Here is a 26,664-nt window from a genome sequence, read left to right as displayed (position 1 = left end):
CTGCTCGTCAGCGCTTTGTCGATGAAAATAAACAACTCAACAAAACTCGCAGTTTTGCGATACAGCATATTGTCCGTTTCCTTATTGGCTCACAGACGCCAACTTATTCAATTTCATCAAAATTTCTTCCGTTATACGACTTTTATTCAGGGCTACAACACCCGTTTTCTCACGCCCTAAACAATTTCCTAACTCGTCCATTGAAACAGGTACCTTCACAATTGGCACCTGCCAATCAAACCTTCTAGAGTTTTCTTGAATTTCCTTCAATGAACGCTGAGAAAAATCAGAAGCGTATAAAACCATAGCCATATTCTGAGAAAGCATCGAACTTTTCACAGCATCTCGACCGACTTCACAGTGGCCAAAACGCCTTAACATACCCAGATTTCCCAACAAGCTTAGTTTTAATCGTTTCGTCACCTGCTCTAAAATTTCTTTAGAGTTTATCGGTAAAACTTTTTCTTTCCGAAATAACAACCTCTTATCAAAAGCTTTTGTTAAACACAGTCTGGTGGCACAAATCCAAGCGCCACGTGAAGGCGCTATTGCTTTTTCATCAAAAGCAATCTCCCCATCAAGAGCGCGCACGAATCTCAGCAAGCTCTGCCTGCTCGCCTTTTTCCTACACACTAAACAACTGCGAACACTTTCCATACGATTTTCACTTAGCAGCTAATGCGGGAATCAAGAGCAGCCAATTTCTTCTTAGCCACTTCAAAAATCACCTTTGCAGTATCTAAATCAAGATCAGCACTTTTAGCCAAGCCTTGCGCATCTTTGCACAGGAAGACATCTACTAGATCGCTAAAACCTACAGCTTCCAATTTTTCTTTTGATTCTATCCCTAGGCTGTCGAGAGCTAATTCAGACTGACGATCTTCCTCGGCAAGTTTGCTACAAACTTCATCAATAACCAACAAAACCTTAGCAAAAATACGTACTAATTTTCCCTGCTCAACTTTTCGTTCTTCTTCTGACTTTTTCACATTTTCAGCTTCCGCTTTTAAGGCAACAAAGTCAGATTCTTCAAACCCAGGAATTGTTTCTAAGGTATCGTTATCAGTTTCCAAAAAATCTGTGACGCTCTTAATTCCATAGTTAAACAAGGTTTGGAATTGAAGCTCAGATAACGATTTAATTTGGGAAAGTGATACCCAGGCCTCTTCTTTTTCAGCAGCCGCCTTCGACTCAGCCTGAATGTCAATTTTCCACCCTGTCAACTGTGAAGCCAAGCGCACATTTTGCCCTCTTCGTCCAATCGCCAATGACAATTGTTCATCAGGAACAACAATTTGCATACTGCGTTCTTCTTCATTGATCAAAACACGAGTTGCCTCAGCTGGAGCAAGCGCATTACAAACAAAACGAGCTTCGTCCAAGTCGTAAGGAACAATATCGATCTTTTCTCCACGCAACTCTTGCACAACCGCCTGGACCCGAGCTCCCTTCATCCCGACACACGCTCCAACAGGATCAACATCCTGATCTTTGGATCGGACAGAGATTTTGGTTCTAAACCCTGCTTCTCGTGCAGCGCTCTCTATGCTGACGATTCCCTCGGCAATTTCGGGTACTTCTTGTTCAAACAATTTCACTACCAGATTTGGATGTGTCCGAGAAAGAATAATCTGCGCTCCTCTTGCTACCTCAAGCACATCCACAACGTACGCAACAATACGATCGTGAATACGAATATTCTCTTTAGAAATCTGTTCTGAGGTCGGCAATATGGCTTCTGCTCTACCCAAATCAACGATCACATCACCACGTTCAAAACGCCTCACGGTACCTGTAGCAATCTCACCCTTACGATCTTTATACTCGTTATAAACCATCATTCGTTCTGCTTCACGCACTCTTTGAACAATGATCTGTTTGGCATTCTGAGCAGCTATTCGACCGAACTCACTAGACTCAAGTTTCACACCAAGATCTTCACCAAGAGCTTCCTCAGTTAGATCAGGATCCAGTTTTTTTGCATCTTTGAAAAAAATTTCCCCAGACTTTTTTACTTCGCCATCTTTTATGATACGCAGAAATTCATAAACTTCGACCTCGCCGATTTCTTCGTTATAGCGAGCTTCAAGGTCAGCATCCAAACCAAGCTTTTTGCGAGCGGCGCTCAGCATAGCATCTTCAAGCGCAGAAACGAGAACCTCTTTACCAATATTTTTTTCTCGACCAACTTGCTCGAGCACTGCACCTAAATCTAATTGTTCCAGCTTCATTCTCTTCTCCCAAATTGGTTAATTGAGCTTCTTTTTGGGCTTACTCATATTCGTAAAATCAAAAACTATATGGGCTTCAGCTATTTCTTCGAAAGAAATCTTAAGAAGCTCATTTTTTCCTTCAACTTTCAAAACAATAAAACCTTCTAAAGCCTCTTGAAGATTTCCTAACAATCCTCGTGTCCCATGCCGTTCAGCAGAATGCAGGCGGATTTTCACACGCTCTCCAACAGCCTCACTAAAATGGCGAGCTTTGGTTAATGGTCTATCAACTCCAGGAGTAGATACTTCAAGATCATAGCGACTATTTAAAATAGTTTTTGCTTCATCTTTGGCATCAAGCACATCAGACAAAAAACGAGAGATAAACTCAAGATTCTCTAAAATAATGCCGTTCTTCTGAGCTTTAGTATCAACAAAAAGAGCAAGCAACGATTTTGCCTGTGAACGTTTCAAAGTCAAACGTATAAGTTCAAAACCTTCACTATCGAGCAATGGCTCTATAATATTTTTAAGCTCTTCTTCATCCAAGCTTAGTCTAACAACAAAATTTTCCATTTAACCTACCAAATTTTCGATAAATTCCAAACCACCAAGTCCAAAAGCAATAAGCTCTCAAACCGGTACCAAGGCAAATAATGCAAAGGCAACTTAGCGCTTGTGAAAATATCGAAAGATTAAGCTGTTGTGCGCAAAGACGTACTCTAGCCGGTACCAAACAACTAAAGCTATAACAAGCTAAAATTAGCTTGTAAAGCGCGGTTCACCCCTTGAAGCGTCCATCGAATTCCACATTTATACTAGGCTCCCCAAGAGACTTTTTACCCTCTCTTGCGCTCATTTTTTTGATAAAAACCAGAGAGTTAAGACATGCATCAATCAAATCAGAAAGCCCACTTCTGTCTGTAGCAGAAATTTTTATAACGTCTTTAATTCCAATACGTTTCCCAAGAGTGAGTTCATCTAATTTGTCTATCTTATTAAAAATGAGAATGCGTTTTTTGTCTTTTAAGTTTAGTTCTAGCAAAACCTTCTCAACTACAGAAATTTGGAGTTGATAATTTTCATCAGAACAATCCACCACATGCAAAAGAATATCTGCATCTTCTAATTCTTCGAGCGTTGCCATAAAGGCTTTCATCAAACTTTCCGGCAAATGGTTAATAAAACCAACAGTATCGGTCACCACCACTTCTTGCTCATGAGGAAAACGCAGGCGCCGCGAATATGGGTCGAGAGTGGCAAATAATTCATCTTTTGCGTATATCTCGGCATTGCATAGTGCGTTAAGCAACGTGGATTTTCCAGCATTGGTGTAGCCAACAATAGCAAAAGTAGGAAGCTCATGATTTTTGCGCGACTGCCTACGCAAAGCTCGCTGTTTTTTAATGCGCTCAAGCTCTGTACTTAGCTTCGCTAAGCGATCCTTTACTCGCCGCTTATCAACCTCAAGCTTGGTTTCCCCTGGACCGCGCCCACCAATTCCCCCGGTAAGGCGGGATAATCCACTTTGCTTTTTAGCTAATCGTGGCAACGAATAGCTCAACTGCGCCATTTCAACCTGCAGTTTACCTTCTCTGGTAACGGCGCGTTGAGCAAATATGTCAAGAATAAGCATGCTGCGATCAAGGATTTTCAGGTCGGTGAGATCAGTAATATTATTCAACTGCGATGGTGAAAGATCGTGGTCGAATATCAACATCTCAACCCCTAAAGCCAAAGCTCTTAAACAAATTTCTTCAAGCTTACCCGTACCAATAAAAGTTTTCGGATAAAAACGAGCCCTAAACTGGTACACGCTTTCCACTACTTGAACACGAGCAGAGCGAGCCAATTCCTTAAGCTCTACCATTGAGCTCAAGCCTTCTTTTTTGCTGCAGTTATAAACACCGATAAGCAAAGCTTTTTCTAAATATTTTTGAGTTTCCCCTGAACTTTTTATCAAGCCTGATAGGGCAAGATCTTTGACTATCTCATCTATCAAGTGCGAAAAATTTATATCGAGCTGATGAATAGAACGAAACGACTCTTCTTTGACAGTGATAACATTAGCTTCGTTTGAACGCTGTGTTGCTAAATGGGCTACGATCAAGGGACCATCTATATTATCGCGACTTGCATCAATCTCTACCACGGCATCAAGGCGCAATTTTTCCAAGTCTGTTTTGAAGTCGCTCGTCAAACAATATTTTTTTTCACCACCACTCGAAATCATAAAATGTGGCGGTGTAGGTCTGGCAACGATTAACCGCAGTCCACGCAAACGATCTTCAGTACCTCGTAAGCGGCCTATATTTGGCAAATAGAGTCGAGTAACATCGCCCACCATCACCGAACGCACTTCACCTTTGCGATCCAAAAAAACAGCTACCATACGGCGGGTTAAGAAGGCCGCTTTGGCAAGCTTACGTGCAAGCTGTAGAGTAAGAATATCTACACTTCCTGCATGTGTATCTTTGAGTGATTGTACAGCTTTAAGCTGGTGCTGCTTGAGATCTTTTATATTGCCAAATATTTCGCTCATAATTTCTCAATTGCTTGTAGATAATCAAACTTTATTCAGGACTTGCGATAACATCTTGAAGGTTCAAAAATCCAATCATTTCTTCAAACAAGCGCATTTGAGATCTCTCTTCACTTAGATCTAAACGCTCTTCATTGATGATTTTCATTTCGGCTTCAACCCAATCGAGCCACGCTTCTTCACTAATATGTTCTTTGATCAACTGCCCGAGGGGCCCTTCTAGAGGGGCTTGTTCTAAGCCTTTGAGTTCTCTCGCTAATTTTTTGCAAACTACCATTTTTTTCTCGTTATAATTTATTCATTAGTATCTGACTTTGCAGATAAACAAGCTGTGGATAAGAAGCAAATTGCCAGTATCAATCTAAAATGTCGACACCGGTAATTTTTCTATTTTTAAGAAGCTACTATTTTCAGTTAGTTATCGCTTTGCTGCGTGTACTCAGAAATTAAAGACTCGGTTAATTTTTGGGATTGGTATAAATCTAAAGGTTTTTTGCCATATTTTTTACCTATCGAGCTGCTCCTAATATTTTCAATTTCTTCTAAGCCTTGTTTATAGCAACGATTACCTAGACCTAGTTGCCCATAAGCATTAGATCCGCAGACCAAAATTTTTCCACTCCTGTCTACAAATAGACTTTGAAAACTTCCCGCACAGGCATTACTTATTTCTGACAAATTATTAATTTTTTCTGGTGTTTGCCTACTTGCAGTTCCCCTTAACCCTAGCTGGCCATAATAGTTATTTCCACAAGCCCAAGCCTTATAATTTTCATCTATAAACAAAGTGTGTTCATATCCCGCACTCATGGCGATTATTTTAGGCATATTAATTTTTTCTGGTGTCTGTCTACCTGCGGTATTTCCCAGTCCCAGTTGGCCATGATAGTTATTTCCACAAACAAAAACTTCACCATTTTGATTTGCAAACAGACTGTGATAGCTCCCAGCACAAACAGTAGTTATTTCAGACAAATTATTAATTTTTTCTGGCGTCCATCTATCTATAATATCACCTAATCCTAGCTCGCCATAGTAGTTATATCCACAAGCCCAAACATCATAATTTTCATCTATAAATAAACTGTGACCACATCCCGCACTAAGAGCAATTATTTTAGGCACATTAATTTTTTCTGGTGCACATCTATTTCTAGTATCACCTAAGCCAAGCTGGCCAGAATGGTTATTTCCACAAGCCCACACTTGACCACTTTGGTCTAGAAATAGACTGTAAAAATTTCCTGCATAAACACCAACTATTCCTGACAAATTATCATTTTTCTTTAGTATCTTTCTATCTATAGTATCTCCTAATCCCAGCTGGCCATACTCGTTACCTCCACAAACCCAAACATCATAATTTTCATCTATAAATAAACTGTGACCACATCCCGCACTAAGGGCAATTATTTTAGGCGCATTATTAATTTTCTCAAATATTGGCCTAGGAGTTCTATCTTTCAAACCCAGTTGACATTTATTGTTGTTTCCACAAACTAAAAGATCATCATTTTCACTTATAAACATGCTGTGAAAAAATCCTGCCGTGATATTATTTTTTGGTGATATAGCCTTTAAGTTAAAAGATAAGACTAAGAGGATAACCGCAAAACATAGTTTCATATATATTTTCCTTTTATATGTATCCGTGAAAACTTAAAAACATCCACCATCGCTTCAGAGCGCTGCGCTCTAAAACACAAAGAAGATTGCTATGATTCCTAGCATATGATTTTTTTCTCTTTCGTAAGAGAGTGAACTTAGACCCTCTTTTCAGGTCTAGGAAATCTGTATAATTATGAAACATGAATATAAGTCAAGAAAATGATGCGTTTAGAAATTCACAACACTTCAAAAATGATAGGTGTAAGCATGCTTATCTTTCATGTTTGCGGCAATTTCAATCTACCATATGGCAAAGCTTGCCAAGGCGCATCTTCATTTCACTATGGCTATTAGCAAATATCTTTGTTGTGGGAATCTTTGCATGGGCTTACTTCGTTCTTTAATTCATGCCTAGCCATATTATGTGCAAATAATTTAACCTAGGTAGAATTTATTTTCATTGTTGTTAGAGCTCAAACTGTTATTTCAAATTTATTACGGACTGAGCATGAGTAGAAAAAAAAATTATCTCTTTTGGTCTATTGTTCCGCTATCACTGATTATCTTTGGATGCATAAGCACCGGTATTCCCTATTTTCAACTGAAAGACCGGGTTAATAAACAAATAGAAGCTATAAGAGCCTCAAAAAACACTTATAAAATTTCACCAGGCCAGGCTTCATATATAAAATTTCCTTACTACGGCCCCTTTAAAAATGAAAAACTCATCTGCGATAAGATAGAAATTCCCTTTGTGGTTGACAAAAAAAATTTGGAAGCCTTTGCATTTTTGTCTCAATCATATTTTTCTTCAGATAAAAATTTTCATTGTGTCTTTCAATTTGAAAATTCCTATGCACAGAATCTAGAAAAAATTATCGTTGAGGATTTTGAATACCCCAAAGAAACTCTCAACGTGGATAAAAAACGAGTTGTATTATCAAATGAAGATATGCAACAAGTTCAAAAAGAAAATGAATTTTTAAGCAAAATTTTTGCCAACTCCAGTACTACCCCTTTCTTTAACCAAGCCTTTATCGCCCCCTTAAATTCAAAAATTACCAGTATTTTTGGCACACAAAGAATATTTAATAAGCTTAAGAAAACGCAACACTTAGGAACAGATTTTAGAGCTCGCATTGGCACACAGATAAGACCTGCCAACACCGGAAAGGTAGTGTTTGTGGGAGAGCTTTTCTTCGGAGGAAACACCATCATTATTGACCATGGTCTTGGAGTTTTCACCCTTTATTGCCACCTCTCTAAACCCATTGTTTTAGAGGGCATGATGGTCGATAAAGACACCATCATCGGCGAGTCCGGCGCAACAGGAAGAGTAAATGGGCCACATCTCCATTGGGGAGTAAAGATTCACGGAAACGACGTAGATGGATTTTCTCTGATCAATGCTTCTGAAAATTTATTTTAATTACAGCTTTATTTAGTTTGTGTTTTGATTGGCAAGCAGTGGCACCACTGTCTACCCCAATATGAAAGCATTTTTAAATTAAGCTATTGCCGCAGTTGAGTCTCCAGCTCTGCTATTCGTTGTTCTATCTTGCCTTTTGTTTCTTCAATACTACTTTTTAGTCGCGAGATTTTTTTTGGATTTGGGGCTGGCTTAGCTTATTTTGCTTTCAGAGAAAGCTTGTAAGCTGCAAGATTATCGCGAAGAAAGCTGACCTTGTAAAACATAAAGTCTTTTTCACTCTAAGCTACCTGAATAAGGAAACTTCTAAAGATGTGGTGCTGGCGAAAAATAACAAATTTAGCAACATAGTTTATTTTTTTGACCAGAAGCTCTCTTATGCAAGCTTCACCATCTGCTAATCAAAAAATCCAGAGCCAATTTTTTTATTTGTGGAAAAAATTCATGAGAGTGAGATTTTTATTTTGCAGCTTTTTCCTAGCAAATCTAATCACTATAATGCCAGCTTGGGCGAGTAATTTTGGACTCTATTCCTCAATCCCAATGCCCAAAAAAAACAGCATCGAAATTATTGATAAGGATTTGGAAAAAATATGTTGTTATGTGCAAGCAATTTTAGCTCAAAGAAATGAGGATAAAATTTCTGTAGAACACCAACATTTTTTTAAAGAAGAGTTAGACACTGCTCAAAATTTTTTTCGCCCTCTAATAGAGGAAGCTCCTCAATATTTAACATTTCAGGAATATTGGCAGAAATTACAAATTGATATTGAAAATATTATTGCCGAAGAGCGTCAAGACATTCCGCTTATGCACCTGATCGGATTAAAACTCATCATCATATCTGATCTTTGCCAGTTTTCTTGCCCCGATAAAGCTCAAAAATTTCTACATACAAATATTGATTCATGCGATGACATTATCTTAAATATTTTCCGTAAACTAATTGAATCAGTTGTACTTCTACCGCCTAACAAATCAATAAAAGAAGTTTTATTACTCGATCCACTTAACAGCTGTCACCTGTTAAACCAACCTTACCTAAAAAATACGATCCCATTTTTAAGCAAAAATGGCCTCTTTGGTTTTAGCGGTTTTTTATATGCTTTGCTTAATAAAGTATTTATCCAACCCTATCCTAGCGTGGGTAACAATGAAATTCATGGAGGAAAATGGGGCAGCTTTGCTACATATATGCTCTTTATTCAGATTCAAAGAGAAAGCCCAAATGATTTTTCTAACTATGCCAACCAGAATTTTGTTTCTTGCATGCTGATGGCTGCACACGACAAGCTTCACCAAGATAGGCATCAGTGCTATATCAATAGATCCTTGCCGTCCTTCAAAAAATGGTATTTGTTTATTCAAAACACCGAAAGCAATCACACCGAATTAGCATTAGACATATGCGCGCTATTTTACGTCGCTCACGAAATCACCTACCCCACATCTAGTAATGGCATCTGCAGGGCAATTAGCGACGGATTTGAAGACTACGAATATTATTCCTCTCACTTTGAACGTAAATCTGAAAAAGATCGCCGCCTCCTGGCCTTAAAAGACATTGATGATTATGCAAAAGCTCTAAAAGAGATTGGTGCCGATATAGATTATTCTGACAACGAACCTTGGACCAACGGCCCTCAAGTACGAAAAATTCTTCAAAGCTGCGTTCAAAACATTACTCGAAAGATTTATGCATCGGAGCCTTGTCAGAAATAATTTTCTACATGACAAACGTGCCCTCCTGTGTCTTTTTGAAACGCACACAAGATACTTAGGGTGAGCTCAAAACCATTATTGAGCTAGAGTGTTTTTTGTTCGTATATTTATGCTAAAGGGGAGTAGAAATTGTTTTTTTAATAATACATAAAAAACAAATCATTAAAGGATATAAAATCATGAAAAAACTTGTAACATTTTTTACTTTATTTTCAATAAGTTACACTGTTCAAGCAGAAATATCTCCCAAATTCATTAACAATATTTTAAATCTAAACGATCTAACACAAGAGGAATTCGATGTTTTTTTGGCCGAATTCAATGAGGACAAAGAAAAGGAATTAGTAATAGAAATTATTAATAAAATTATCGAAACATGCAAAAAAACACATCAGCTTGAAAGTAAAAATTGGCTTGGTAGAAAAAAATCACATGCGAAACAATTATTTGATTTAAATAGCGGAAAACATCTCTTTGCATTGTTTCATTTTTACAATGTAAAATTTTTCTTAGAATCAAGACATACAATACTTAACATTACAAACAATATTAACAGTGAATTTATCACCTCAGCTGAAGAATTATGCAAGTTTATTAATTACTACAGTAATAACGGTGAATACTCTGCAATTTCAACATCTTTAAACGACAAATATAACGCAACAACAAATGACAATCGCACCATTTTAAACTCTGCAACTGAATTCCGTAATGCCTTAAATAAACACAACAATTACAATGAAGTTGATAGGTATAAATTAGCATTAATGTACAGATTAGGAATATTTTATTGGTACATAAATTCTGAAAGCTTTATCCAAAATTTAAAAAACATAAATAACGCGCTTAAAAATATCGACTTCACCCCTGAAAAAGATACCGTTTTAATTTTTATAGGCGATAATACATGGAATAAAGACGATTTATCAGAAAATATTTACATTCATACTCTACTGCCACTTTTAGAGGGAAATACTATAAATCCCGTCGAAAAAGTAAAAAATGCTCAAACCATCATACGATAACAGCAAGAATATCAGCGCAATGCAGTGTGAATTAAACCACACTGCATTCGTCCAAGAGACTGCTTTGAAAGTATTGACCAAAAAGTCTTCGTTGAATAATTTCAAACAGTTTCTAAACATCGCGCTCTAGTGACAAAAATCTCTGGAGCTTTTTTTACACTCAGAAATTCCACCATTCGGAAGAAAATATTTTCTTTGCTTTCACTAGCATTAAATTTCCTGAGTTGAAAAAGTTCTTTAAGATCTTTTGAAATGGCAATTATTTCATCGACAAAAGCTTCGTGATAACAAAGATTAAGCAATGCATTTTCTGGATAAAATTTGTCCTCAATAATTTTTTGGGGAGCTAAAGGCCAACGCACCATCCATGAGCGATATTTTTTTAATACCAGTGCGCGCTCTTCGCCGAGTGTACCTGGATCCGCATCACCAGGATCGCATTCAAAAAATATAATGGCCTTATTTAGAGACTGTAAAAATATTTTTGTCCACTATCACGTGTCATTCACGTTTTGACCACCATTTATGTGTCATCCCCGTTTTAAACACTACCACGTGTCATCCCCGCGCAGGCGGGGATCCAAATAGAGCACGATGAGGTCCCTTTAAGTTAAAAAAACGGCATACTCTGTGTCGGGGGGTAGCTATGATATGTCTCAATGAATTTACAGCAAGCGAAGAAGTTCTTAACATGGAAATATTTTTCATCTTAATAATGGATATGTTTGGCTTATTCAACATCAGATAGTTAGATTATCAGAAAACCATAAGACATTTTTTTACTTACAAGATAAGCCATATTTTACAAAACAAAATTAAAAAGACATCAACTCTCCGTCGACAATCTTACTTGATTTTTAAAAAATTTAATATAGCAATAAATTTAGTTATTTCTTTTAATGCTGGATAATTATCTAACCAGCGCAGAGAAGAAATCATACATTGGAGTATATAGTGAAAAAAATGGTAACTCGATTGAGTTTTTTTGTCTTATTGTTCCACTTAACAGGCCGTGGCCAAGCAAATGCTGATGAAATTTTATCCCTAATAAACCCACAAATTAATGCTGCACAGGAACTCGTAAACAATTATGATGATACAGGTGATTCTATACTAAAAATTATAGATAATTATGACGAGATTAGGCAAAAATTTTTGATATCTTTGAGCTCAAAAATCATAGAAAGTGCCCAAGTTTTAATCAAAGATGACAACAATCCTCAGCAGATTCTAAATCACTTCCTTTCGATATATGGAACCATCATGCAAGGAAGTAAAGATTACATAGAAAAAGCAAGCGAAGATGTTGCAAAAGTAGCCATTTCTAGCCTTGCCAATAAACCTACATGGAGTAACGTGGCAAACTCTGAGACCTGGTTGCAGTCGATTCGAGAAACAGTGTATGTCGGCGCTAGCAAAATAAGTTCAACATTTGGTTTCGGATCACGTGCTTATCTTAATGCTATTTCCAAAGCCAATCATGAGGAAAACAAATGGTACGCAGCAATAGCAAAGGCTTGGAAATTAGACGGACCCGTCTTTGAAAAAGATAAGATCGAGCACTATTGCAACTATGCCGCAGAGTATAAAAATTTTGATGGCGCCAATTCACTCTGTAAACAATTTGAAGCAGCAGAACAGCTTAGACATACTCTCAAAATGAATCTCATCCATGCCTATGCCCAATACTCTCAAGAAAATGACCTTTCTAACATAAGAGAATCCCTGAAACAAATGACCATTCGACATAGTCTAAAAGATTTGGCCATTGTCCCTATAGATAGGTTGCAAAAAACGTTTCTAACTCAACTCCAACATAACTCTGCTCAGTGGGCAACTGCTGCAATAAAACAGCTCAAACTTGAAAATAGTCATGAAATAGGCCTAGCAAGTTACCGTTTAGTATCTCTCTACTTCTTAGTTTTTTTTAATACTGATGCCTTTGCTGAAAATATAAAGAATACTTATGAGAGCGTCTCGTTTAATGATCAATACTTTACTCTTACTGCCGATCATCTCAAAGTGATACTGCACGACAAAAACGATGTTCCCAGCCCTGATTCGCTCAAAGAAATGCTTATTGATTTTTATCAAAAACATTTACCAAGTAACCAAGATAAAATAATCATTATAAAATAAAATTAAAGACAGCAGATTTTTTCTGCTGTTTTTAGCTCTCTAAGTTTTCATACACATCCATAAAAAAATCGCCAAATTAGCATACAATTAATCAAAAAAATTATTAAAAATCATTATTCATAACTTGACTTATGTTTCTTTAAAGCTATACTGTTATCTAATAATTTTTATTTTTTCTATTTATTCTTGAGATTTACGCAATGAAAATATTATATTTTTTCACTTTATTCATCAGTTTTAACTTATTAGCAGTCCATATAAAAGGGCAAGTGACTGAAAAATATGACTATGAAAATTTCGGATTGATTCATCAAAACCTTGATCAATTGAGCTTGCTGGCTAAATCTTTGAAAGTTCTTGAGAATATACAAGATGGGCAATTGATAGAGATTTACGATAATACTCTTGCTATTAGTTCGGGAAGCACCCAAGGTGTGGGTTCAATCTTGCAAAGTGCCAGTAGATCTTTTAATAATTTGTTTAGCCATAGTAGAGCTAGTCGAGAAGATAGCGCTCAATTTGCCCTTGATATAACAAGCGATATAACCGCCTGTATAATGAGCATTACTAGTATCTTTGGTGAATTTAGTACCAGCAATGAAAACAAAGAACTTTTCTGGTCATTTCACTCCAAAACAATTCATGAATTATCTAAAAAATTAAGTAACATTTCCCTCGGGTGGAAAAAACTAGCAAATACATACCAAAAAAAACTTGTAGACGATAAAAAAAACAAAGAAATAATCAACACACTTAATAAAACTAGTGATAAATTTAATAATTTTGCAGATTTTCTGCAGAACATCTTAGAGTCTTGCCAACCAATTTACTTAAAAAATATTGTGCATAATTTTAATAAATTGGCAGAATCCATGGCAGTTCTTGACGTCATCGAGGATTCTAAGCTGATAGAAATTTATAATAATCAACTTACTATTAGTTATGGCAGTACTGATGGCTTGAGCAGAGTAGTGCAAGGGGTAAGTAGAAACTTCAATGATTATTTTTGTATTACTGAAGCGAATCGAAAAGCCACAGCAAATTTCGCTATAACTTCTAAACTCCAGTCAGAAGAATACATGAAGACACTTAATTATTTCCTTAGTAAAGGCTCTTTCTCTCAAGATGACCTTAACTACATAAAAACTCAAAAACTTAAAGAGCTCGCTACAAAGTTTTTAAACATCTCTAAAGGCTGGTTTAAATTAGCTAATACATATGAAAATAAACTCGAAGATAAGCATGATCACATAATTAAAATCCTCAAAGATGCAGGATTGTGTTTTAGAGTTCTCTCTAATAATCTTTTATATATTAATAACCTATCATCACTCTATATAGACATCTATTTATCAAAAACCAACAACAACATGCAACATTTTTCCACAATATCAAACCAAGAAATATCAACCATATTAAACAAACAAGTAGACAAAAATAAAATTACCGAAATTTATAACAATAAACACCATATAAAAATTTTAAATGATACTTTAACAAGGCTTGGTTCTTGTTTATATATTTGGGATAATAAGGACATCATAAAACCGAAAAACACTCACGAGTCTGCAGATGCCAGCAAAATGATCTCGACACAAGCCATTCAAATTTTTTACAACTATCTAAAAGACAAACTTGAAAACAAGCAAATACTGCTTGACGATAAAAAACTCTCCCTTCTTGTGCAAAATTTGATATCCCTTGCCTCCATTGAATCGGCGACTTACAGTGGGAAACTTGCTGATCAGATTCATGCCAATGATTTAAATCTATTTTTAAAATCTTCCCAGAAGTATGCTGTTTTTAACTTTGATATTAGCCATGACTCAGGCAATAAAATCAATCTAACAGGATTTTTTCCTGCTCAAATTTTAAGTACCGATGCCGATGCTGATAATTTTTCAAACGCGCATAATTTTTTAGTGATTCAGCAAAAAATTACATTTGATCTTAATAAGTTAAACTCTTTTGACTTCAACTCAGATGAAATTAACCAAGAGTGGATAGAAGGTAGAATAGAATTTAGCAGTTTATATAAAAGTGAGGAAGAAGCCCTCAAAGCCTTTGTTTCTGAGAATCTTTTTGATAATTTTTGAAAATAATTTTCTTTAACTACATAAGAAATTAATGATTCACGAAGCCTTCAGAAATACATCTAAAGGCTTATTAGAAAGTAAGCGTTATAGCTGGCTCACTTTAATGATGAAGCCAGAGTTTATCGCTCATGGGGCAAGAATCTAGAGCTTTAGCAGTTTCAGCAATAGTATTAAATTTTTCTAACACAGAATTAAACTCTGCATTCTCTGCTACGTCATAGCAAACTTTGTAAGCCCCACCACAAACAGGGTGCTTTGGTGAATATTCATGAGTTTGCACTATAGTACTATTTTGAACATACATGCTGGCTTCCATTTTTACTGCATCAATAAGCGGACGAGAGGATCCATTACCAATATCCCAAATCTCTATCACAATGCTTTTGGCAAAAACGCCAGAACAAAGAGTACATACAAGAAGAGCTATAATTTTTTGCATGGCATCAACCTTATGCTTGAACTCATGATTGATCACATCTTTTTGTTGACAAGATAGATTCGGCGATTTGGTAACCTTTATACATAGCATAAAGTTCTCTAAGCCCTCGCCATAAGACGAGCCATCCAGGAGGACCGTTATATTTAATGTGTCCTCCCAACCTTGCTATTTGCCTTAAAACTTCATCGACAGTAAGCAATGATTCCGCGGTATAATTTTGCAGCATAGCTAATAATGGAGGCGGTATATAAAGTTCTGGTGAGCTATTTGCTTCATTTGCTTTATTGCGTAGCCGCAGGAGAAACCAGGCTATTGGTATAAAGACTCCCAAACAATTTTTCAGGCTGTGAAAGCTTTCTAACTGTCTTTTTTCATATGAGCATCCAGTTTTAAGGACTTTAAAGTATTCTTCTATGACCCAACGTGAGCAATAGCATTCGATAATCTTTTCGATATCTTGGCGCGAAGCGATTGGTTCTTGAGTGAGTAAAATCCATTCAATAGGCTTTTCATCTTTAGGCGGATTTCGCTCTAGAATAAGAACAGCATTTATATCTAAAGATAATGCATATTTTTTATCTACACAGTTTGATCTTTTTAATGTAATTTGTTTTGCTTTAATATCTACTATCGTATTGCGGGCATCTCTTTTAACAAGCCTTTTATTATTAGCCCCGCCGGATTTTTTATTTCTTCTAGAAAGATGTATTTCTTTAGAAAACAATCTGCTTTCTTCTGCAAATTCCTCGCGTAAATGCTTGCCGTTTACAAGGGCGCGGTCATAGCAGCCCCTAACAATAAATCGATGTTCTTTGTTCGATAAGAGGCTGTAAAAAAAATCAAATCTCAGGTGGTAAGCCAATTTTCCAATCGTCTGATACATAATCTTGCATTAGCGATGTAGTTCATTGATTCCTGATGCTTTGTATTCTTCTCATAGTTACGCACCAGACGCCTATTTCGATTCAGCCAAGCAAAAGTTCGTTCTACGGCCCAACGAAATATTTGTGGTACAAACCCCTTTTGCCCTTTTAAACGTTCCGCAGTTTCTGTGCTTACGCCTACTCTCAAGCCTGAAGACAAATTCTTATATGCGTTATCTCCAAGAATCTTCGCTAATCTGGGAAACTTCTCGCGCTTATTGAGCTCAGTAACCAATTCCTCGCCGGCAACCCTATCAGATACATTTGCTGCGGTACAAATGCATAGGAGCATCAATCCCATCGTATCAACAACGATGTGGCGCTTTCTTCCATTAATCTTCTTTCCCCCATCCAAACCACGCTCATCTACTCCTGGTTCCGCTGTCTGTGATTGGGAGTCGATGGAAACAAGTGAGGGGCTTGCATCTCTGCCAGCACAGGTTCTGACTATTGCCACGAGAATGCAGTTTAAGACCGCCCACAAACCAGAAACAGACCAGGTGCGAAAATAGTGATAGACAATACCGTGAGGAGGAAAGTCATTGGGTAAACAACGCCACACACAGCCGTTCTTTAAAACATAGAATATGGCATCAACTATGCTCCGAAAGCTATAGACACGACGTCTGCCTCGTTTGGCGTTAGCAGGAAAAAGTGGCTCAATCACTTCCCAGGCACAATCTGACAAACAGGTCTCATACAAGCACGACATGATATTTCCTTTCAAAAAGGTTTTCACGTCATACTTTCGTCACAGCGACATTTATTGAACCAGAATTGCCAAATTGATTTTTTTTACAGCCTCTAAGGACTGATTTTTTCACCGCGCTTAAAACAATGCAACCCCAATGTACCTAATGGTTCTCTATCTGACGCAGAAATAGCTAAACTGAAATGGCCAAAGAAGCTTGCACTTTTACCTAGTGAGGTTGTTCCAAGGTCTCGTCTCTTTCCTGAAAATACAAACTCACTCGAATCATGCGCAATAATAATATCATTATTCTTATTGCACATACGCTTTAAAGTAGCTTGCTTGTGCGGTTCTAAAATGTCTTTTATTTCTATGTAAGGATTTTCCACAAACCGATAGAACCCCTCTAATTCTGCCGAACTCCCAAATGCCTCAGGAAAAGATTTCTCTGGACTTTCAATAACCGAGCTAACAATTGATAAAAGGCGCTTAGTTAAGCGCTTATCACCAAGATTTGATTCTATAAATTCTGTTCTTATATGATTCATTGAAAAACTTGATCACATCAAATTAAACTTGAAAATGCTTAAACGACTTTGTCAACAAAAAGATGTGATCAATCATGAGTGCTTGAATAAACACTATAAGCACAACAAATAATTTCCCTTTGCTGTTTCGATATAAATCTAAGAAACTGTACATTTCTAAACCTTAGGAGCTGCTTGGTACCAGCTGAGTGTTCTCATAGGGAAAGGTATAGAAATTCCTTCTTGCTTAAAACGTTTATGTAAACGTTTTACAAACTCATGGCGCACCATGAATTGGCTTTCAAAATTTTCGCAACCTAAGGCCACAATCAAATTGATAGAAGAATCAGCAAACTCCTGATACCGCAGCCTTGGCTCGAAATTATAAGTTGCCTCTTTAACATTTTTTTGCACTTCATTGGCAATCTCTAATGTGACCTTCTCCACGTGTTCCAAATCGCTGCTATAATCGACTCCAACAGTAAAAAAAATGATAAATTCTTTAATGGGCCTATCATAGATAGTTAATATTGCTTTGGTTAACCTGCTGTTTGGTATACGAATAATATTATTCTCTCGCATTTTTAAACTTGTTTCACGCCAAGAAATATCAGTGATTGAGCCTATTTCACCAGTATCAAGCTTTATGTAATCGCCCTTTTGAATTTCGCCGCCCATGGTAATATTTATACCAGCGACCAAATTTGAAAGAGTTTCTTGCAACGCGAGAGCCACCGCCACACCACCTACCCCTACAGCCGTAAGAAAAGGCGCAATGGAAACACCGAACTGATGAAGAATAAACAAAAATCCAAGTATAATAACCAAAATACTAATGATATTTTTGCCGAGCGTTGCCGCTGGCAGGGCTGTTTTTTTTATGCCTCCATAAGCTGTGACCGCTTGGGAAAAAAATAAAATTAAAAAATGTGAAATTATTATTATGAATACAGACCAAACTATATCACTCGCTAACTCTAAAGACTTTCCTTCTAAATTCCAAAATTGAATTGAAATGACAAAGCTTAAAGACAATAAGAAAGGAGTCAGAACTTTTTTCACCGAGGTAAAAAATGCTTCACTGAATCGCCATCGCCTACTCTGAGAGAGATTAATAAATCTCTTCAATAAACTAAGACTAAAAATTTTACCGATAATATAAAAGCTGGCAACTACACAAACAGTTATTAAAAATGCCTTCGTTGTAGCCCAGGAGACTTGTGAAAATAAATGAGACACCAACAGACCCCTGCTTAAATAATATGCATATAGTTTTGAACAATCTACAAAAACTCTCAACCTTTGATTTCTTAAAAACTATTTCAAGCATAATAAACCAAAGGCTGACACGCTATCAATTATTTAAGCATGAGCTTATGCTGTAGAGCCAAAAATGCTCCAAGAGGTTTGAAGCCCAGTGGTACAAAAACGTACGCTAAGGAATTTAAATCTCCGTAGATCGATTTGATGCCACGATGCTATCTTCTAAGCTATAAATTGTTTTTTGCTAGCTTAGTAGACAAAAGATCGTGCAACTTTTCGGGTATGCTCAGGTATCCACGCCAACAATCGCTTGACGTCAAAATCAAGGCGCTCAAAGAGTGGGCTTAATGGAACAAGAATATTTAGCGATATCGAAACATGACAACATAGCAATCGAGCAGGCTTAAAACTCTTGCCCATGAAGGTTGAAACAGCTGATGTCATTCTTGTAAAAAAGCTTGATCGTCTGGGGCTAGTTGGCACGTATTGTTAGCATAGAGTGGGTACATACCATGGCCACAATAAACACCATTTAAAAATACTCTCTATAACCTATTGACACCACCATCCGCAACAATACAATATAAAATTATATTATTTAATCGGAATTTTAACTTATTAAATTAATTACTTACTTGTTTTCTTTTATTTCTCTTAATATTTTCTCTCTAAATTTTCCTGATAATCATGAGCATTCTCAGCAAGTTGAGTTCGCTAATTCTCAGGAAAACAGCACTACTAATTTTATTGAGGAAGAAGTTAAAAAGTTGGACCTTCGCCGAGAGCAGTTTCAGTTAAAAGTCAGCGACCATGATCCAGGCCTGCGTCCACTATACGATCGAAATATCTCAATTCTAAGACGTGCATTTGCATCAAAATCTTCTGATTTAAAAAATAGTTTTAAAAATATTGAAATGACTGCAGAAGAAATGTTTGCACAACATAGTATGAGCAATACTGAATTTGCTTTTATTCATCATGCATTTGCCAAAGCCCTGTCTGGGCAGTCAAATGTCTTATCAAGGCATTTGAATATAAACAGACTAATGAAATATAAGATTTTTGCTCTCCCAATAGTTTCCCAAAATGGAATTTTGCAAATTAGTGAGATTAATTTTGCTCTGTCTAAAAAAATTACTTTGCTTGGAGTTCCCACCCAAAGATCAGGTTATGATGGAGCAGTCAATCGACCTCAGGATGAATTTCTTAGGCACGATATGGGCCATGCATTAGCCTTCTTTGATTTTAGCGATGAAAACATGTCATTTTACACCAAATACATTCAAAAAATAATTCATACAATAAACCCACTAATTTTGACTATTGACAACCTGCATCAACGCAATAAATTAGCGTTAATCTTATTTATATTAACCCATGAAAATTATGGGGTAAATATAATATCGGGTAGCTATGAAGACCTTTGCCGTCTTGATTTAGCTTTTTCTAAGGACATCAATGACTCTCTAACCAAAATTACAAGTCCAGAATCAAAAGACCATGAGCGACAAAATCGTGTAATTGCTGACTATGAGGGATATGTTATCCAAATGATTGATCCAAGTATAGATTTTAATAACCCAGAAAGTTCACTAGCTATCACCCTCATCAAATATGCTGATGAATTTTTTTCCACCTACCAGCAACAGTTGCAAGAAATTCTTGATGAAATCTTTGGGAGAAACTCAAATCACTAATGATTTTTTACATTTAGATAGGTCCTATTTACGACTTGCAACCATGTTTTTAGAAGACAATATTGGTGGGCCAGAAGATAAGAAGCATAAACTAACTTTTTCAAGACTACCCATCTTGAATATAAGTAATTTAAACCGCTTTTTTTGAAAATGCCCACCTACTCTTCCCCAACATTTGGACCTAAAATCTCATCTCAACTTGCGGCAGGTGCCACGCATTATTAGCTATTACCATGTGATGGGGATTTTTAATATGTTCGGTAACTACCTATTTTCGCTTGTTTTTGCCTTTTTTTCTTTAGTTTCATTCGCGGGAACAAAAGATGATGTCACAAAAGCTCTCGCTGGCACAACCTGGAAGGGCCGCCTGTTAGACGCAGAGAGAAAAATTACACCTATTGCAATCGAGGTCAATTTTGAAAGAATTCTCGGCTCCAATGCACTTAGTACCTATGAAATTTCAGGAACTGGAAATGATCAGGGTTCGAAAAAGCTTTCTTGGCAGGTCTTTAAGGAAGCGACAAATAATACATTCTATGTGGAAATGACTTTTTATGACTCGCGCCTAAAATCAAGAGAGCTATTGAAAGCGAAATTGCCGATTAATCAGCAAAACTTTCATATTTTTCCAACACAATCTGAGCAGGCTATTTTCAAAGAAAATTATATTTCGACTACAGCGGATTTTCCAAGAAGTCAATTTGACTGGATTGGTGGCCTTCATATTGGTGGCTTCGTTCTCACCTACTCACCGGAAGCGTAATTTTCGAAAAGCGCTCTTTTACCTGATATCAGCTTATAAGTAATCGTAACCAGAATGAGTCTACCTTTTACCTCTCCAAAGCTGTAATCTCGCCGATACCGGGGATTCCCAATAAGATTTCTTTTTTGCCTGCTAAAGATTCAGAAACTATTTTATTGATGGACGCTTCAAGTTTTGCAATTTCTCTTTCCAAACAGAGCGTATAACTGATGGTATACGCACATTAATCTCTTTGTTTAACGGGGCTTGATAACGGTTCTTTTCCTGAACAAGCATTTTCTTAAGGTCCTGCTTTCTTTCTATTAGCAATTTTAACCTTCGCTGACTTTTTATCAGGAGCATGAAAAACAGGCAAGATTTTCCCCTCTTTCAAAAGCAGAAAGCGAAAGCACTTTTGCATCTAAGGCGCCTGTTTTTGCATTTTGGCCAAACGAGCGAATAAAATTCTTCAGCTTTCGTGTATTGGCTCTATGCAGAGAGACTTTCTTGTTAATAAGAAAGTCTACGCACTCACTTTCATAACCTCAGGTGGTTTCCAATACACATAAAGCACTTGGTAACTACTCTTTATGATCACTAAAAAAAAGCCAAGATCGCTATTGGCCTGAAAATGAGCATAGTTTTACCGGAAACCAGATGAAGGATAAAAGCTTTTTGGTTCTAATATTCCGCAAAGGGACGTTTTTCTTCTGCTTGGATCTTGTATGAATGAGATCCTTTGCATGCGTGATTTACAGCGTAGGCTTTCTATATGATATTGATTGGTCTAAAGCTAAAGATCTAGTATGCTCCAATACATTACCGCCATGCTTTAGATTATTGTGTTCAGCAACTAAATAAAAACCCAAAAAATTATGACCCGATAATAAAGTCTGAAAAAATGTCAGATGATAATGTACAAGCTCCCTAAAAAATTGTTACTCAGGCAAGATTTTAGGGATTAGGGCCAAGAACCGGGCAAACTAAAAATATTTTGAAGGCTTTGAAAAATCTTTGGTATCTATTAAATGAATAAGCTCGGATTAAGATTAATCCGAGCTCTCTTTGCCCAATTATGATAGTTCAGGCAGAAGCTAACAGATACTGCTCGTCATTCAATGTCCGTCAGATTAAGTCTGAACCATTACTGAGTTCAGATTTCTTAGAATTTAGGTCAGCTATAAATAATTTTTCCCACAAAGTTTTAGCTTTTTTAGCGAAACTTTCTTGTAACTCTCCACTGGTTTCAGGTGAATCAATAATGACTTTGAGAACATCATAAACCTCGTCCTGTAAACAGCAATTCGCGAGACTCTCGTCAACATTATTGCCTAAAAATTTCTTCATATACTTCATTACTTTTTCTTTTTTTCCTGGATAGTTGCATATGTTTTTGGCAGCCAAAAGTTCGTATGGCACCCATTGTTGGTAATCAAACTCTTCGTCTTCGTCGTATTCTAAAAACTTTGACAATAACTCTACGCCCTTACCCCTAATGTCATCTTCCGAGCTATTATACAAAATTTCTGCGGCTTCATAACTAAGCGATGCCTCACTATAAAGCTCGTTTTCGCTAATATTTTCTAAAGCCTCTACTCCTTTTTTCCGATATTCGAGATTGTCAAATAAGATTTTTGCGCAAGAGAGTCTATTTTCATCAGAATTCCAATAACTACCGCATATAGCAATACTGTAAAAAGCATCGGCACCGACATTTTTATATTCCGAGTCTGTAAATAGAATTTCTGCGCATTTTTTCCGAACTTCTTCAGTATTAATTTCGTCTTTATCTTTTGCTATATAGACCAAAGAATCAACTCCTATTTGTTTGTACATTGAGTCTTCAAATAAAGCCTTGGCGCTTAGCATACGAATCTCCGAATCACGTTCATCCAAATATTTTGTATAGTTTATGAGGCCAAGCAAAACCTGCGCGCCCATTTCTTTAAGCTCTAAATCTTGCATATAAAATAATGTCTTGGCGCTTTCCATTAATTCATCTGAATCGCCTTCTTTTCGATCATTAATCATTATATCACTTAAAGCGTTGACAACTTTTGTTTTAAGTTCTTTTTCACAATTTCCCTCTAAGATTTCTCTTAAAGTTTTAATGTGCTCAGATGGTTGATTTCGTGAGAATTTCCATTTCAAGTGCCATGCAATTTGATTATTAAACTCTGCATTAGAATTAAGAAAACCAAAAGGTGCCAAACAAGGTTCGACATCCTTTAAAAGATTGTAAGCAATTATTGACTTATTATAGTCTGATTCTTCACTTTTCACGATATTTCCAAAAAATTCTCGAGCACTCCAAGAATAATCTGCATCGGTAAGTAAATTAATAGCAACTTTCTTTAAATTTGGATTGTTTTGTATGTCATCAAACCCTTTAATATCGCCGGAATTAATAAGACATCGTAGATGGTTTTTTAAGCGACTTAATGAGTTTGTTTTGACTTCATTGCCGGAAAAATGGCGTTTCTGTCCTTGGCTGGGAAACAATAGCTCTTCGTCGCCCATTCCAAATAAAATTGATGATGTTGTAATGAAAACACATGCTATACTAATAAATATTTTATTTAAAACCATAAATATTATCCTTGCACCATTAATGCTTATTTAATAACTGCACTATGCTATATATTCACCATGCGTCAATACGGGTTCACTTATATAGTTTTATCATGCGTAATATTGGCTTAATTTTGCGCATTATAAGTGCACAATTGCCTGAAAAATAATGATTTTTTTGAGAAAAAATATATTTTTAAGCATGATGCTGCCTTATGTAATTACCAAGAACATCTGTTTTTATTGCCATTTTCTTAAATTTTATTTTAAAAGGGCTTAGAAATGGCAAGCCGCACTACTTATTGATGGTGAAGAATATTAGCTAAGGCTCTAAAAAACGTAAAAAACGACTGAAAAGGAAAAGCTTAAAGCCCATAATATTCCTATAAAAATCAATGAGACTTGATCCATTGATTTTATGCATGATGGGCTTAATGATGGCTAAAGTTATAGCTTTTTAAATATGAAAGAAAATCGCAAGAAATAAGTATGGAACTTTCCCATAATGAATATCCATATTGTGTACATTTGGTAGATTCTCCACATTGCCAGACATTACTGTGTAAATTTGATTTTCAATGCAACGAGCTTGGGCACAATAGTGGACGCGTTGCTAACTTTGCCCTTCATCAGTTAACAAAGGCACGAACAACAAATTAATACCCTGATTTACCAAGTGACACGATAACTCTGAAAATTCCACGTCATAGCAGCTTATAAGCAGGATAAAGCCCAATTTTCCCTTTAGCCAATGTACAAGCTCCTTAGAAATTACTACTCTGGCTCTTGTCGACTAGGGATTACACCTAAATCAGCAGAAAAAATAACGGAGGATAATAAAAGGCACAAAGAAAAGAAAGATAATACCGCCTAATTTCATATTCAGCATTATCCTTAGCATTTTCGTTTGTGCTGGGCCCTATTACAGAATATTTGGGAGATTGGAAGTATTAAAAAAAATGATGTGCATCTGACCTGCTTAATCCACCTACTATTCTCCCCTTCAGCAAATGTTATTCTTCAATTTCATTTTCATAGTTTTCATCTGTCGATGCATTAAAAGTGAACCAAATGACTTTTGCATTAATTTCAGGCGAGCTTTCCCAAAGAAAGACCTCTGTTTCATTTGCTCCAATAATATAGCTCACCTTCAATACTACTATTGGCACGCAACTAATCGAGAGGACTCACGCGGATAATATGCCCATCTGGATCCTTCACCAAAAAGGTTAGCCCAAATACTTCACTCACTGGTTCTTGAATAATATTTATGGCGGAATTTTTTCGCCATTTCTGAAAAAGTTTTTCGACTTCGTCATTTGAAGACACCATGATTCCAATTTCATGAAAACGGGGTGCCTGAGGATCTGGTGCTTGTTTACCAGTCCAAAGAGCAAATAAAACTTTCTCATCACCTGCAGAAAAGGCTACATAGCGCGGACTAGTAAAAACAGGCTCTGTTTCGAAGAGCATAGTGTAATAGGAGGTTGATTTCTTGATGTCTGAAACAAAAATTAGTTGAAGATTTGCTCTAATGGGTGGATTGCTGTTAGTTGCCATCATCTTTCCGGTTATCTATATTAAGCTTTGGCAAAATATTGTAAGGACCCTGATATGTCAACAACTAAGCGAAATAAGCACGTTGAACTTGCTTATAAATTGAAGCAGGCTCAGCATAGTTTACGGAATTCTATGGATGAAACTCTCAAAAGTTTGGAACTTACCACTCCACAATATGCAGTTCTCAGTCAACTCGAAACAAGTCCGGGAATTTCAAATGCACAATTAGCGCGGTCATCGTTTGTTACCGCACAAACCATGCATGGCATCGTTTTAAATTTGGAAAAAAATAATTTGGTAAGGCGAAAACGCGATCTGAATCATGGCCGTATTCTTTGCACCGAGTTAACGAAAAAAGGAAAACGTACCATTGAAGTTGCCCATGCACACGTGTACGAAACACAAAAGCTCATGACACGTACTTTAAGTAAAAAAAATATTCAGCTATTTGAAGAAATTTTGAACGAGTGCATAAAAAATCTTCAATAATTGAAGTTGACCAAAAGTTGAACGAATCAAAATGCTAAGCTAAGTTTTTTTCTAAATACAAAGTTGTTTCAAACTTCTTTTCTGGCTTGCTAACAAAATGAAATCAAAGATCTCTATAAAATTTCCATTCATGATCGACCGCTACGATTTGTCTATCCAGCAAGCTCTGCCACAAGTCCTTTTGTGCGACAGGCTCAGAGCTAATTAAAAGATGACTAATAGAACACCCCTCAATATAATTCGGCACACATTTGTTGGCCAACAAAGCTCCAGTGCACGATGATTCATCATCCCTGAAGCAACTATAATTAAGCTCACGCCCGTGACGGTAGGCAAGCAACAGCGTTCCATTACTTAAAACAATATTTAGAGAGGTTTTTTTTTCTATATCGTAACGGCCTGCTAAGAACTCAATTTTTTTTACTGCAGCACGAACAGCTCGTGCAACCAATTGAACAGCTGGAGCAGGACTGTCAAGCACACGCAACTGATATAATTCCTGCATGATCAAGGCACAGTAAATTTCGCTATCGGTAGCCCCTAAAATGTTAACTAAAAATTGCGGGGAAATTGCTGCCATCAAATCTCCGCGAATCTTTTTGAAATTTGGAATTTCTCCATTATGCGCCATTACCCATCTTCCTTGCTGAAAAGGATGACAGTTAGCAATAGAAATACTTCCGAAAGTTGCCTTGCGCACATGGGCTATAACGGTATCTGAAAACAAAGCGTGACTCACATGATGAAACATTTCACTTTTATAGGCTGGATCCGAACATTTAATGAGATGTGGAACCCCCTGTTGATAATAGGCTATACCCCAGCCATCAGGATGCTTCCTACTCTGTTCCATCAAGGCATTTTCCGCAGCCACCAAGGAATGATGGACTTTGCTTTTATTCCGGGCTTTAACAGAAAACAACCTACACATAACCCACCATTTTGATTAATATTTACAATATAATACAAAACAGATTTTTAGTGTATT

23 protein-coding genes are annotated in these 26,664 nt (G+C 36.6%); 8 read left to right on the top strand and 15 right to left on the bottom strand.

Going from position 1 to position 26,664, the window contains the following annotated elements:
* Positions 1-81 precede the first annotated feature (81 nt).
* The 6 genes from H6731_11080 to H6731_11055 all read right to left on the bottom strand — a co-directional run bounded on the left by H6731_11080 (position 82) and on the right by H6731_11055 (position 6,285).
* Entirely contained in the window at positions 82-657 is a 576-nt protein-coding gene (locus H6731_11080; protein ID USN50780.1) for a DUF448 domain-containing protein, read from the bottom strand.
* 11 nt (positions 658-668) lie between these two features.
* Positions 669-2,231 (bottom strand): transcription termination/antitermination protein NusA, encoded by a 1,563-nt coding sequence (nusA, locus tag H6731_11075; protein USN50779.1) that lies wholly within the window; start codon positions 2,229-2,231, stop codon positions 669-671.
* A gap of 18 nt (positions 2,232-2,249) precedes the next feature.
* A complete protein-coding gene (locus H6731_11070; protein USN50778.1) occupies positions 2,250-2,789 on the bottom strand; it encodes a ribosome maturation factor RimP in 540 nt (179 codons plus the stop codon).
* 205 nt (positions 2,790-2,994) lie between these two features.
* On the bottom strand, positions 2,995-4,755 hold the full coding sequence (gene hflX / locus H6731_11065; protein ID USN50777.1) for a GTPase HflX: 1,761 nt from the start codon (positions 4,753-4,755) through the stop codon (positions 2,995-2,997).
* 31 nt (positions 4,756-4,786) lie between these two features.
* Positions 4,787-5,032, bottom strand: coding sequence for a Fe(2+)-trafficking protein (locus H6731_11060; protein USN50776.1), 246 nt, complete (start codon positions 5,030-5,032; stop codon positions 4,787-4,789).
* A 137-nt stretch (positions 5,033-5,169) separates the two neighbouring features.
* Positions 5,170-6,285, bottom strand: a complete 1,116-nt coding sequence (locus H6731_11055) for a hypothetical protein (GenBank protein ID USN50775.1) — start codon at positions 6,283-6,285, stop codon at positions 5,170-5,172.
* 586 nt (positions 6,286-6,871) lie between these two features.
* Here H6731_11055 and H6731_11050 point away from each other — a divergent pair.
* The 3 genes from H6731_11050 (at position 6,872) to H6731_11040 (ending at position 10,539) form a co-directional block, all read left to right on the top strand.
* A complete protein-coding gene (locus H6731_11050) occupies positions 6,872-7,792 on the top strand; it encodes a M23 family metallopeptidase (protein ID USN50774.1) in 921 nt (306 codons plus the stop codon).
* Between the two features lie 444 nt (positions 7,793-8,236).
* Positions 8,237-9,514, top strand: coding sequence for a hypothetical protein (locus H6731_11045; protein USN50773.1), 1,278 nt, complete (start codon positions 8,237-8,239; stop codon positions 9,512-9,514).
* Between the two features lie 179 nt (positions 9,515-9,693).
* Positions 9,694-10,539 carry a hypothetical protein gene (locus H6731_11040; GenBank protein USN50772.1) on the top strand — a complete coding sequence of 282 codons (846 nt, stop codon included), beginning with the start codon at positions 9,694-9,696 and terminating at the stop codon, positions 10,537-10,539.
* A gap of 101 nt (positions 10,540-10,640) precedes the next feature.
* On the opposite strand, the gene H6731_11035 is transcribed toward H6731_11040, so the two are convergent.
* On the bottom strand, positions 10,641-10,904 hold the full coding sequence (locus H6731_11035; protein ID USN50771.1) for a hypothetical protein: 264 nt from the start codon (positions 10,902-10,904) through the stop codon (positions 10,641-10,643).
* Positions 10,905-11,493: 589 nt separating this feature from the next.
* Here H6731_11035 and H6731_11030 point away from each other — a divergent pair.
* Complete coding sequence (locus H6731_11030; protein ID USN50770.1) at positions 11,494-12,678, top strand: hypothetical protein; 1,185 nt, start codon at positions 11,494-11,496, stop codon at positions 12,676-12,678.
* Between the two features lie 200 nt (positions 12,679-12,878).
* Positions 12,879-14,774 carry a hypothetical protein gene (locus H6731_11025; protein ID USN50769.1) on the top strand — a complete coding sequence of 632 codons (1,896 nt, stop codon included), beginning with the start codon at positions 12,879-12,881 and terminating at the stop codon, positions 14,772-14,774.
* Positions 14,775-14,874: 100 nt separating this feature from the next.
* Here the strand turns inward: H6731_11025 and H6731_11020 are convergent, their stop codons facing one another.
* The 5 genes from H6731_11020 to H6731_11000 all read right to left on the bottom strand — a co-directional run bounded on the left by H6731_11020 (position 14,875) and on the right by H6731_11000 (position 18,593).
* Positions 14,875-15,213 (bottom strand): hypothetical protein, encoded by a 339-nt coding sequence (locus tag H6731_11020; GenBank protein ID USN50768.1) that lies wholly within the window; start codon positions 15,211-15,213, stop codon positions 14,875-14,877.
* A gap of 22 nt (positions 15,214-15,235) precedes the next feature.
* On the bottom strand, positions 15,236-16,096 hold the full coding sequence (locus tag H6731_11015) for an IS4 family transposase (protein ID USN50767.1): 861 nt from the start codon (positions 16,094-16,096) through the stop codon (positions 15,236-15,238).
* Positions 16,060-16,875 carry an IS5 family transposase gene (locus H6731_11010; protein USN50766.1) on the bottom strand — a complete coding sequence of 272 codons (816 nt, stop codon included), beginning with the start codon at positions 16,873-16,875 and terminating at the stop codon, positions 16,060-16,062. Before H6731_11010 ends, H6731_11015 begins: the two co-directional genes overlap by 37 nt.
* 65 nt (positions 16,876-16,940) lie before the next feature.
* Positions 16,941-17,375 carry a transposase gene (locus H6731_11005; GenBank protein USN50765.1) on the bottom strand — a complete coding sequence of 145 codons (435 nt, stop codon included), beginning with the start codon at positions 17,373-17,375 and terminating at the stop codon, positions 16,941-16,943.
* 156 nt (positions 17,376-17,531) lie between these two features.
* A complete protein-coding gene (locus tag H6731_11000) occupies positions 17,532-18,593 on the bottom strand; it encodes a mechanosensitive ion channel family protein (protein ID USN50764.1) in 1,062 nt (353 codons plus the stop codon).
* Between the two features lie 659 nt (positions 18,594-19,252).
* Here H6731_11000 and H6731_10995 point away from each other — a divergent pair.
* Positions 19,253-20,314: a hypothetical protein gene (locus tag H6731_10995; GenBank protein USN50763.1), complete on the top strand. Its 1,062-nt coding sequence runs from the start codon at positions 19,253-19,255 to the stop codon at positions 20,312-20,314.
* A gap of 253 nt (positions 20,315-20,567) precedes the next feature.
* Positions 20,568-21,077, top strand: a complete 510-nt coding sequence (locus H6731_10990) for a hypothetical protein (GenBank protein USN50762.1) — start codon at positions 20,568-20,570, stop codon at positions 21,075-21,077.
* 1,104 nt (positions 21,078-22,181) lie between these two features.
* On the opposite strand, the gene H6731_10985 is transcribed toward H6731_10990, so the two are convergent.
* Both H6731_10985 and H6731_10980 read right to left on the bottom strand, forming a co-directional pair.
* Entirely contained in the window at positions 22,182-23,645 is a 1,464-nt protein-coding gene (locus H6731_10985; GenBank protein USN50761.1) for a hypothetical protein, read from the bottom strand.
* Positions 23,646-24,800: 1,155 nt separating this feature from the next.
* Positions 24,801-25,187, bottom strand: coding sequence for a VOC family protein (locus tag H6731_10980; protein ID USN51987.1), 387 nt, complete (start codon positions 25,185-25,187; stop codon positions 24,801-24,803).
* A gap of 54 nt (positions 25,188-25,241) precedes the next feature.
* Between H6731_10980 and H6731_10975 the strand changes: the two genes are divergently transcribed.
* The gene (locus H6731_10975) at positions 25,242-25,676 is read left to right on the top strand and encodes a MarR family transcriptional regulator (GenBank protein ID USN50760.1); all 435 of its coding nucleotides are present in this window, start codon (positions 25,242-25,244) and stop codon (positions 25,674-25,676) included.
* Between the two features lie 103 nt (positions 25,677-25,779).
* Here H6731_10975 and H6731_10970 read toward each other — a convergent pair whose 3' ends face one another.
* The gene (locus tag H6731_10970) at positions 25,780-26,607 is read right to left on the bottom strand and encodes a class II glutamine amidotransferase (protein ID USN50759.1); all 828 of its coding nucleotides are present in this window, start codon (positions 26,605-26,607) and stop codon (positions 25,780-25,782) included.
* Positions 26,608-26,664: the final 57 nt, after the last annotated feature.

It is taken from the genome of Myxococcales bacterium (assembly GCA_023898405.1).
Lineage (GTDB): Bacteria > Myxococcota > UBA727 > UBA727 > JABDBI01.
The sequence above is the reverse complement of the archived record's forward strand: the minus strand, read 5'-3'. Positions and strand labels throughout refer to the sequence as shown.

Excerpts from the sequence above, each read along its gene's own strand:
- H6731_11080 (USN50780.1), bottom strand. The coding sequence starts at position 657 with ATGGAAAGTGTTCGCAGTTGTTTAGTGTGTAGGAAAAAGGCGAGCAGG.
- nusA (USN50779.1), bottom strand. The coding sequence starts at position 2,231 with ATGAAGCTGGAACAATTAGATTTAGGTGCAGTGCTCGAGCAAGTTGGT.
- H6731_11070 (USN50778.1), bottom strand. The coding sequence starts at position 2,789 with ATGGAAAATTTTGTTGTTAGACTAAGCTTGGATGAAGAAGAGCTTAAA.
- hflX (USN50777.1), bottom strand. The coding sequence starts at position 4,755 with ATGAGCGAAATATTTGGCAATATAAAAGATCTCAAGCAGCACCAGCTT.
- H6731_11060 (USN50776.1), bottom strand. The coding sequence starts at position 5,032 with ATGGTAGTTTGCAAAAAATTAGCGAGAGAACTCAAAGGCTTAGAACAA.
- H6731_11055 (USN50775.1), bottom strand. The coding sequence starts at position 6,285 with ATGTTTATAAGTGAAAATGATGATCTTTTAGTTTGTGGAAACAACAAT.
- H6731_11050 (USN50774.1), top strand. The coding sequence starts at position 6,872 with ATGAGTAGAAAAAAAAATTATCTCTTTTGGTCTATTGTTCCGCTATCA.
- H6731_11045 (USN50773.1), top strand. The coding sequence starts at position 8,237 with ATGAGAGTGAGATTTTTATTTTGCAGCTTTTTCCTAGCAAATCTAATC.
- H6731_11040 (USN50772.1), top strand. The coding sequence starts at position 9,694 with ATGAAAAAACTTGTAACATTTTTTACTTTATTTTCAATAAGTTACACT.
- H6731_11035 (USN50771.1), bottom strand. The coding sequence starts at position 10,904 with ATGGTGCGTTGGCCTTTAGCTCCCCAAAAAATTATTGAGGACAAATTT.
- H6731_11025 (USN50769.1), top strand. The coding sequence starts at position 12,879 with ATGAAAATATTATATTTTTTCACTTTATTCATCAGTTTTAACTTATTA.
- H6731_11020 (USN50768.1), bottom strand. The coding sequence starts at position 15,213 with ATGCAAAAAATTATAGCTCTTCTTGTATGTACTCTTTGTTCTGGCGTT.
- H6731_11015 (USN50767.1), bottom strand. The coding sequence starts at position 16,096 with ATGTATCAGACGATTGGAAAATTGGCTTACCACCTGAGATTTGATTTT.
- H6731_11005 (USN50765.1), bottom strand. The coding sequence starts at position 17,375 with ATGAATCATATAAGAACAGAATTTATAGAATCAAATCTTGGTGATAAG.
- H6731_10990 (USN50762.1), top strand. The coding sequence starts at position 20,568 with ATGTTCGGTAACTACCTATTTTCGCTTGTTTTTGCCTTTTTTTCTTTA.
- H6731_10985 (USN50761.1), bottom strand. The coding sequence starts at position 23,645 with ATGGTTTTAAATAAAATATTTATTAGTATAGCATGTGTTTTCATTACA.
- H6731_10980 (USN51987.1), bottom strand. The coding sequence starts at position 25,187 with ATGGCAACTAACAGCAATCCACCCATTAGAGCAAATCTTCAACTAATT.
- H6731_10975 (USN50760.1), top strand. The coding sequence starts at position 25,242 with ATGTCAACAACTAAGCGAAATAAGCACGTTGAACTTGCTTATAAATTG.
- H6731_10970 (USN50759.1), bottom strand. The coding sequence starts at position 26,607 with ATGTGTAGGTTGTTTTCTGTTAAAGCCCGGAATAAAAGCAAAGTCCAT.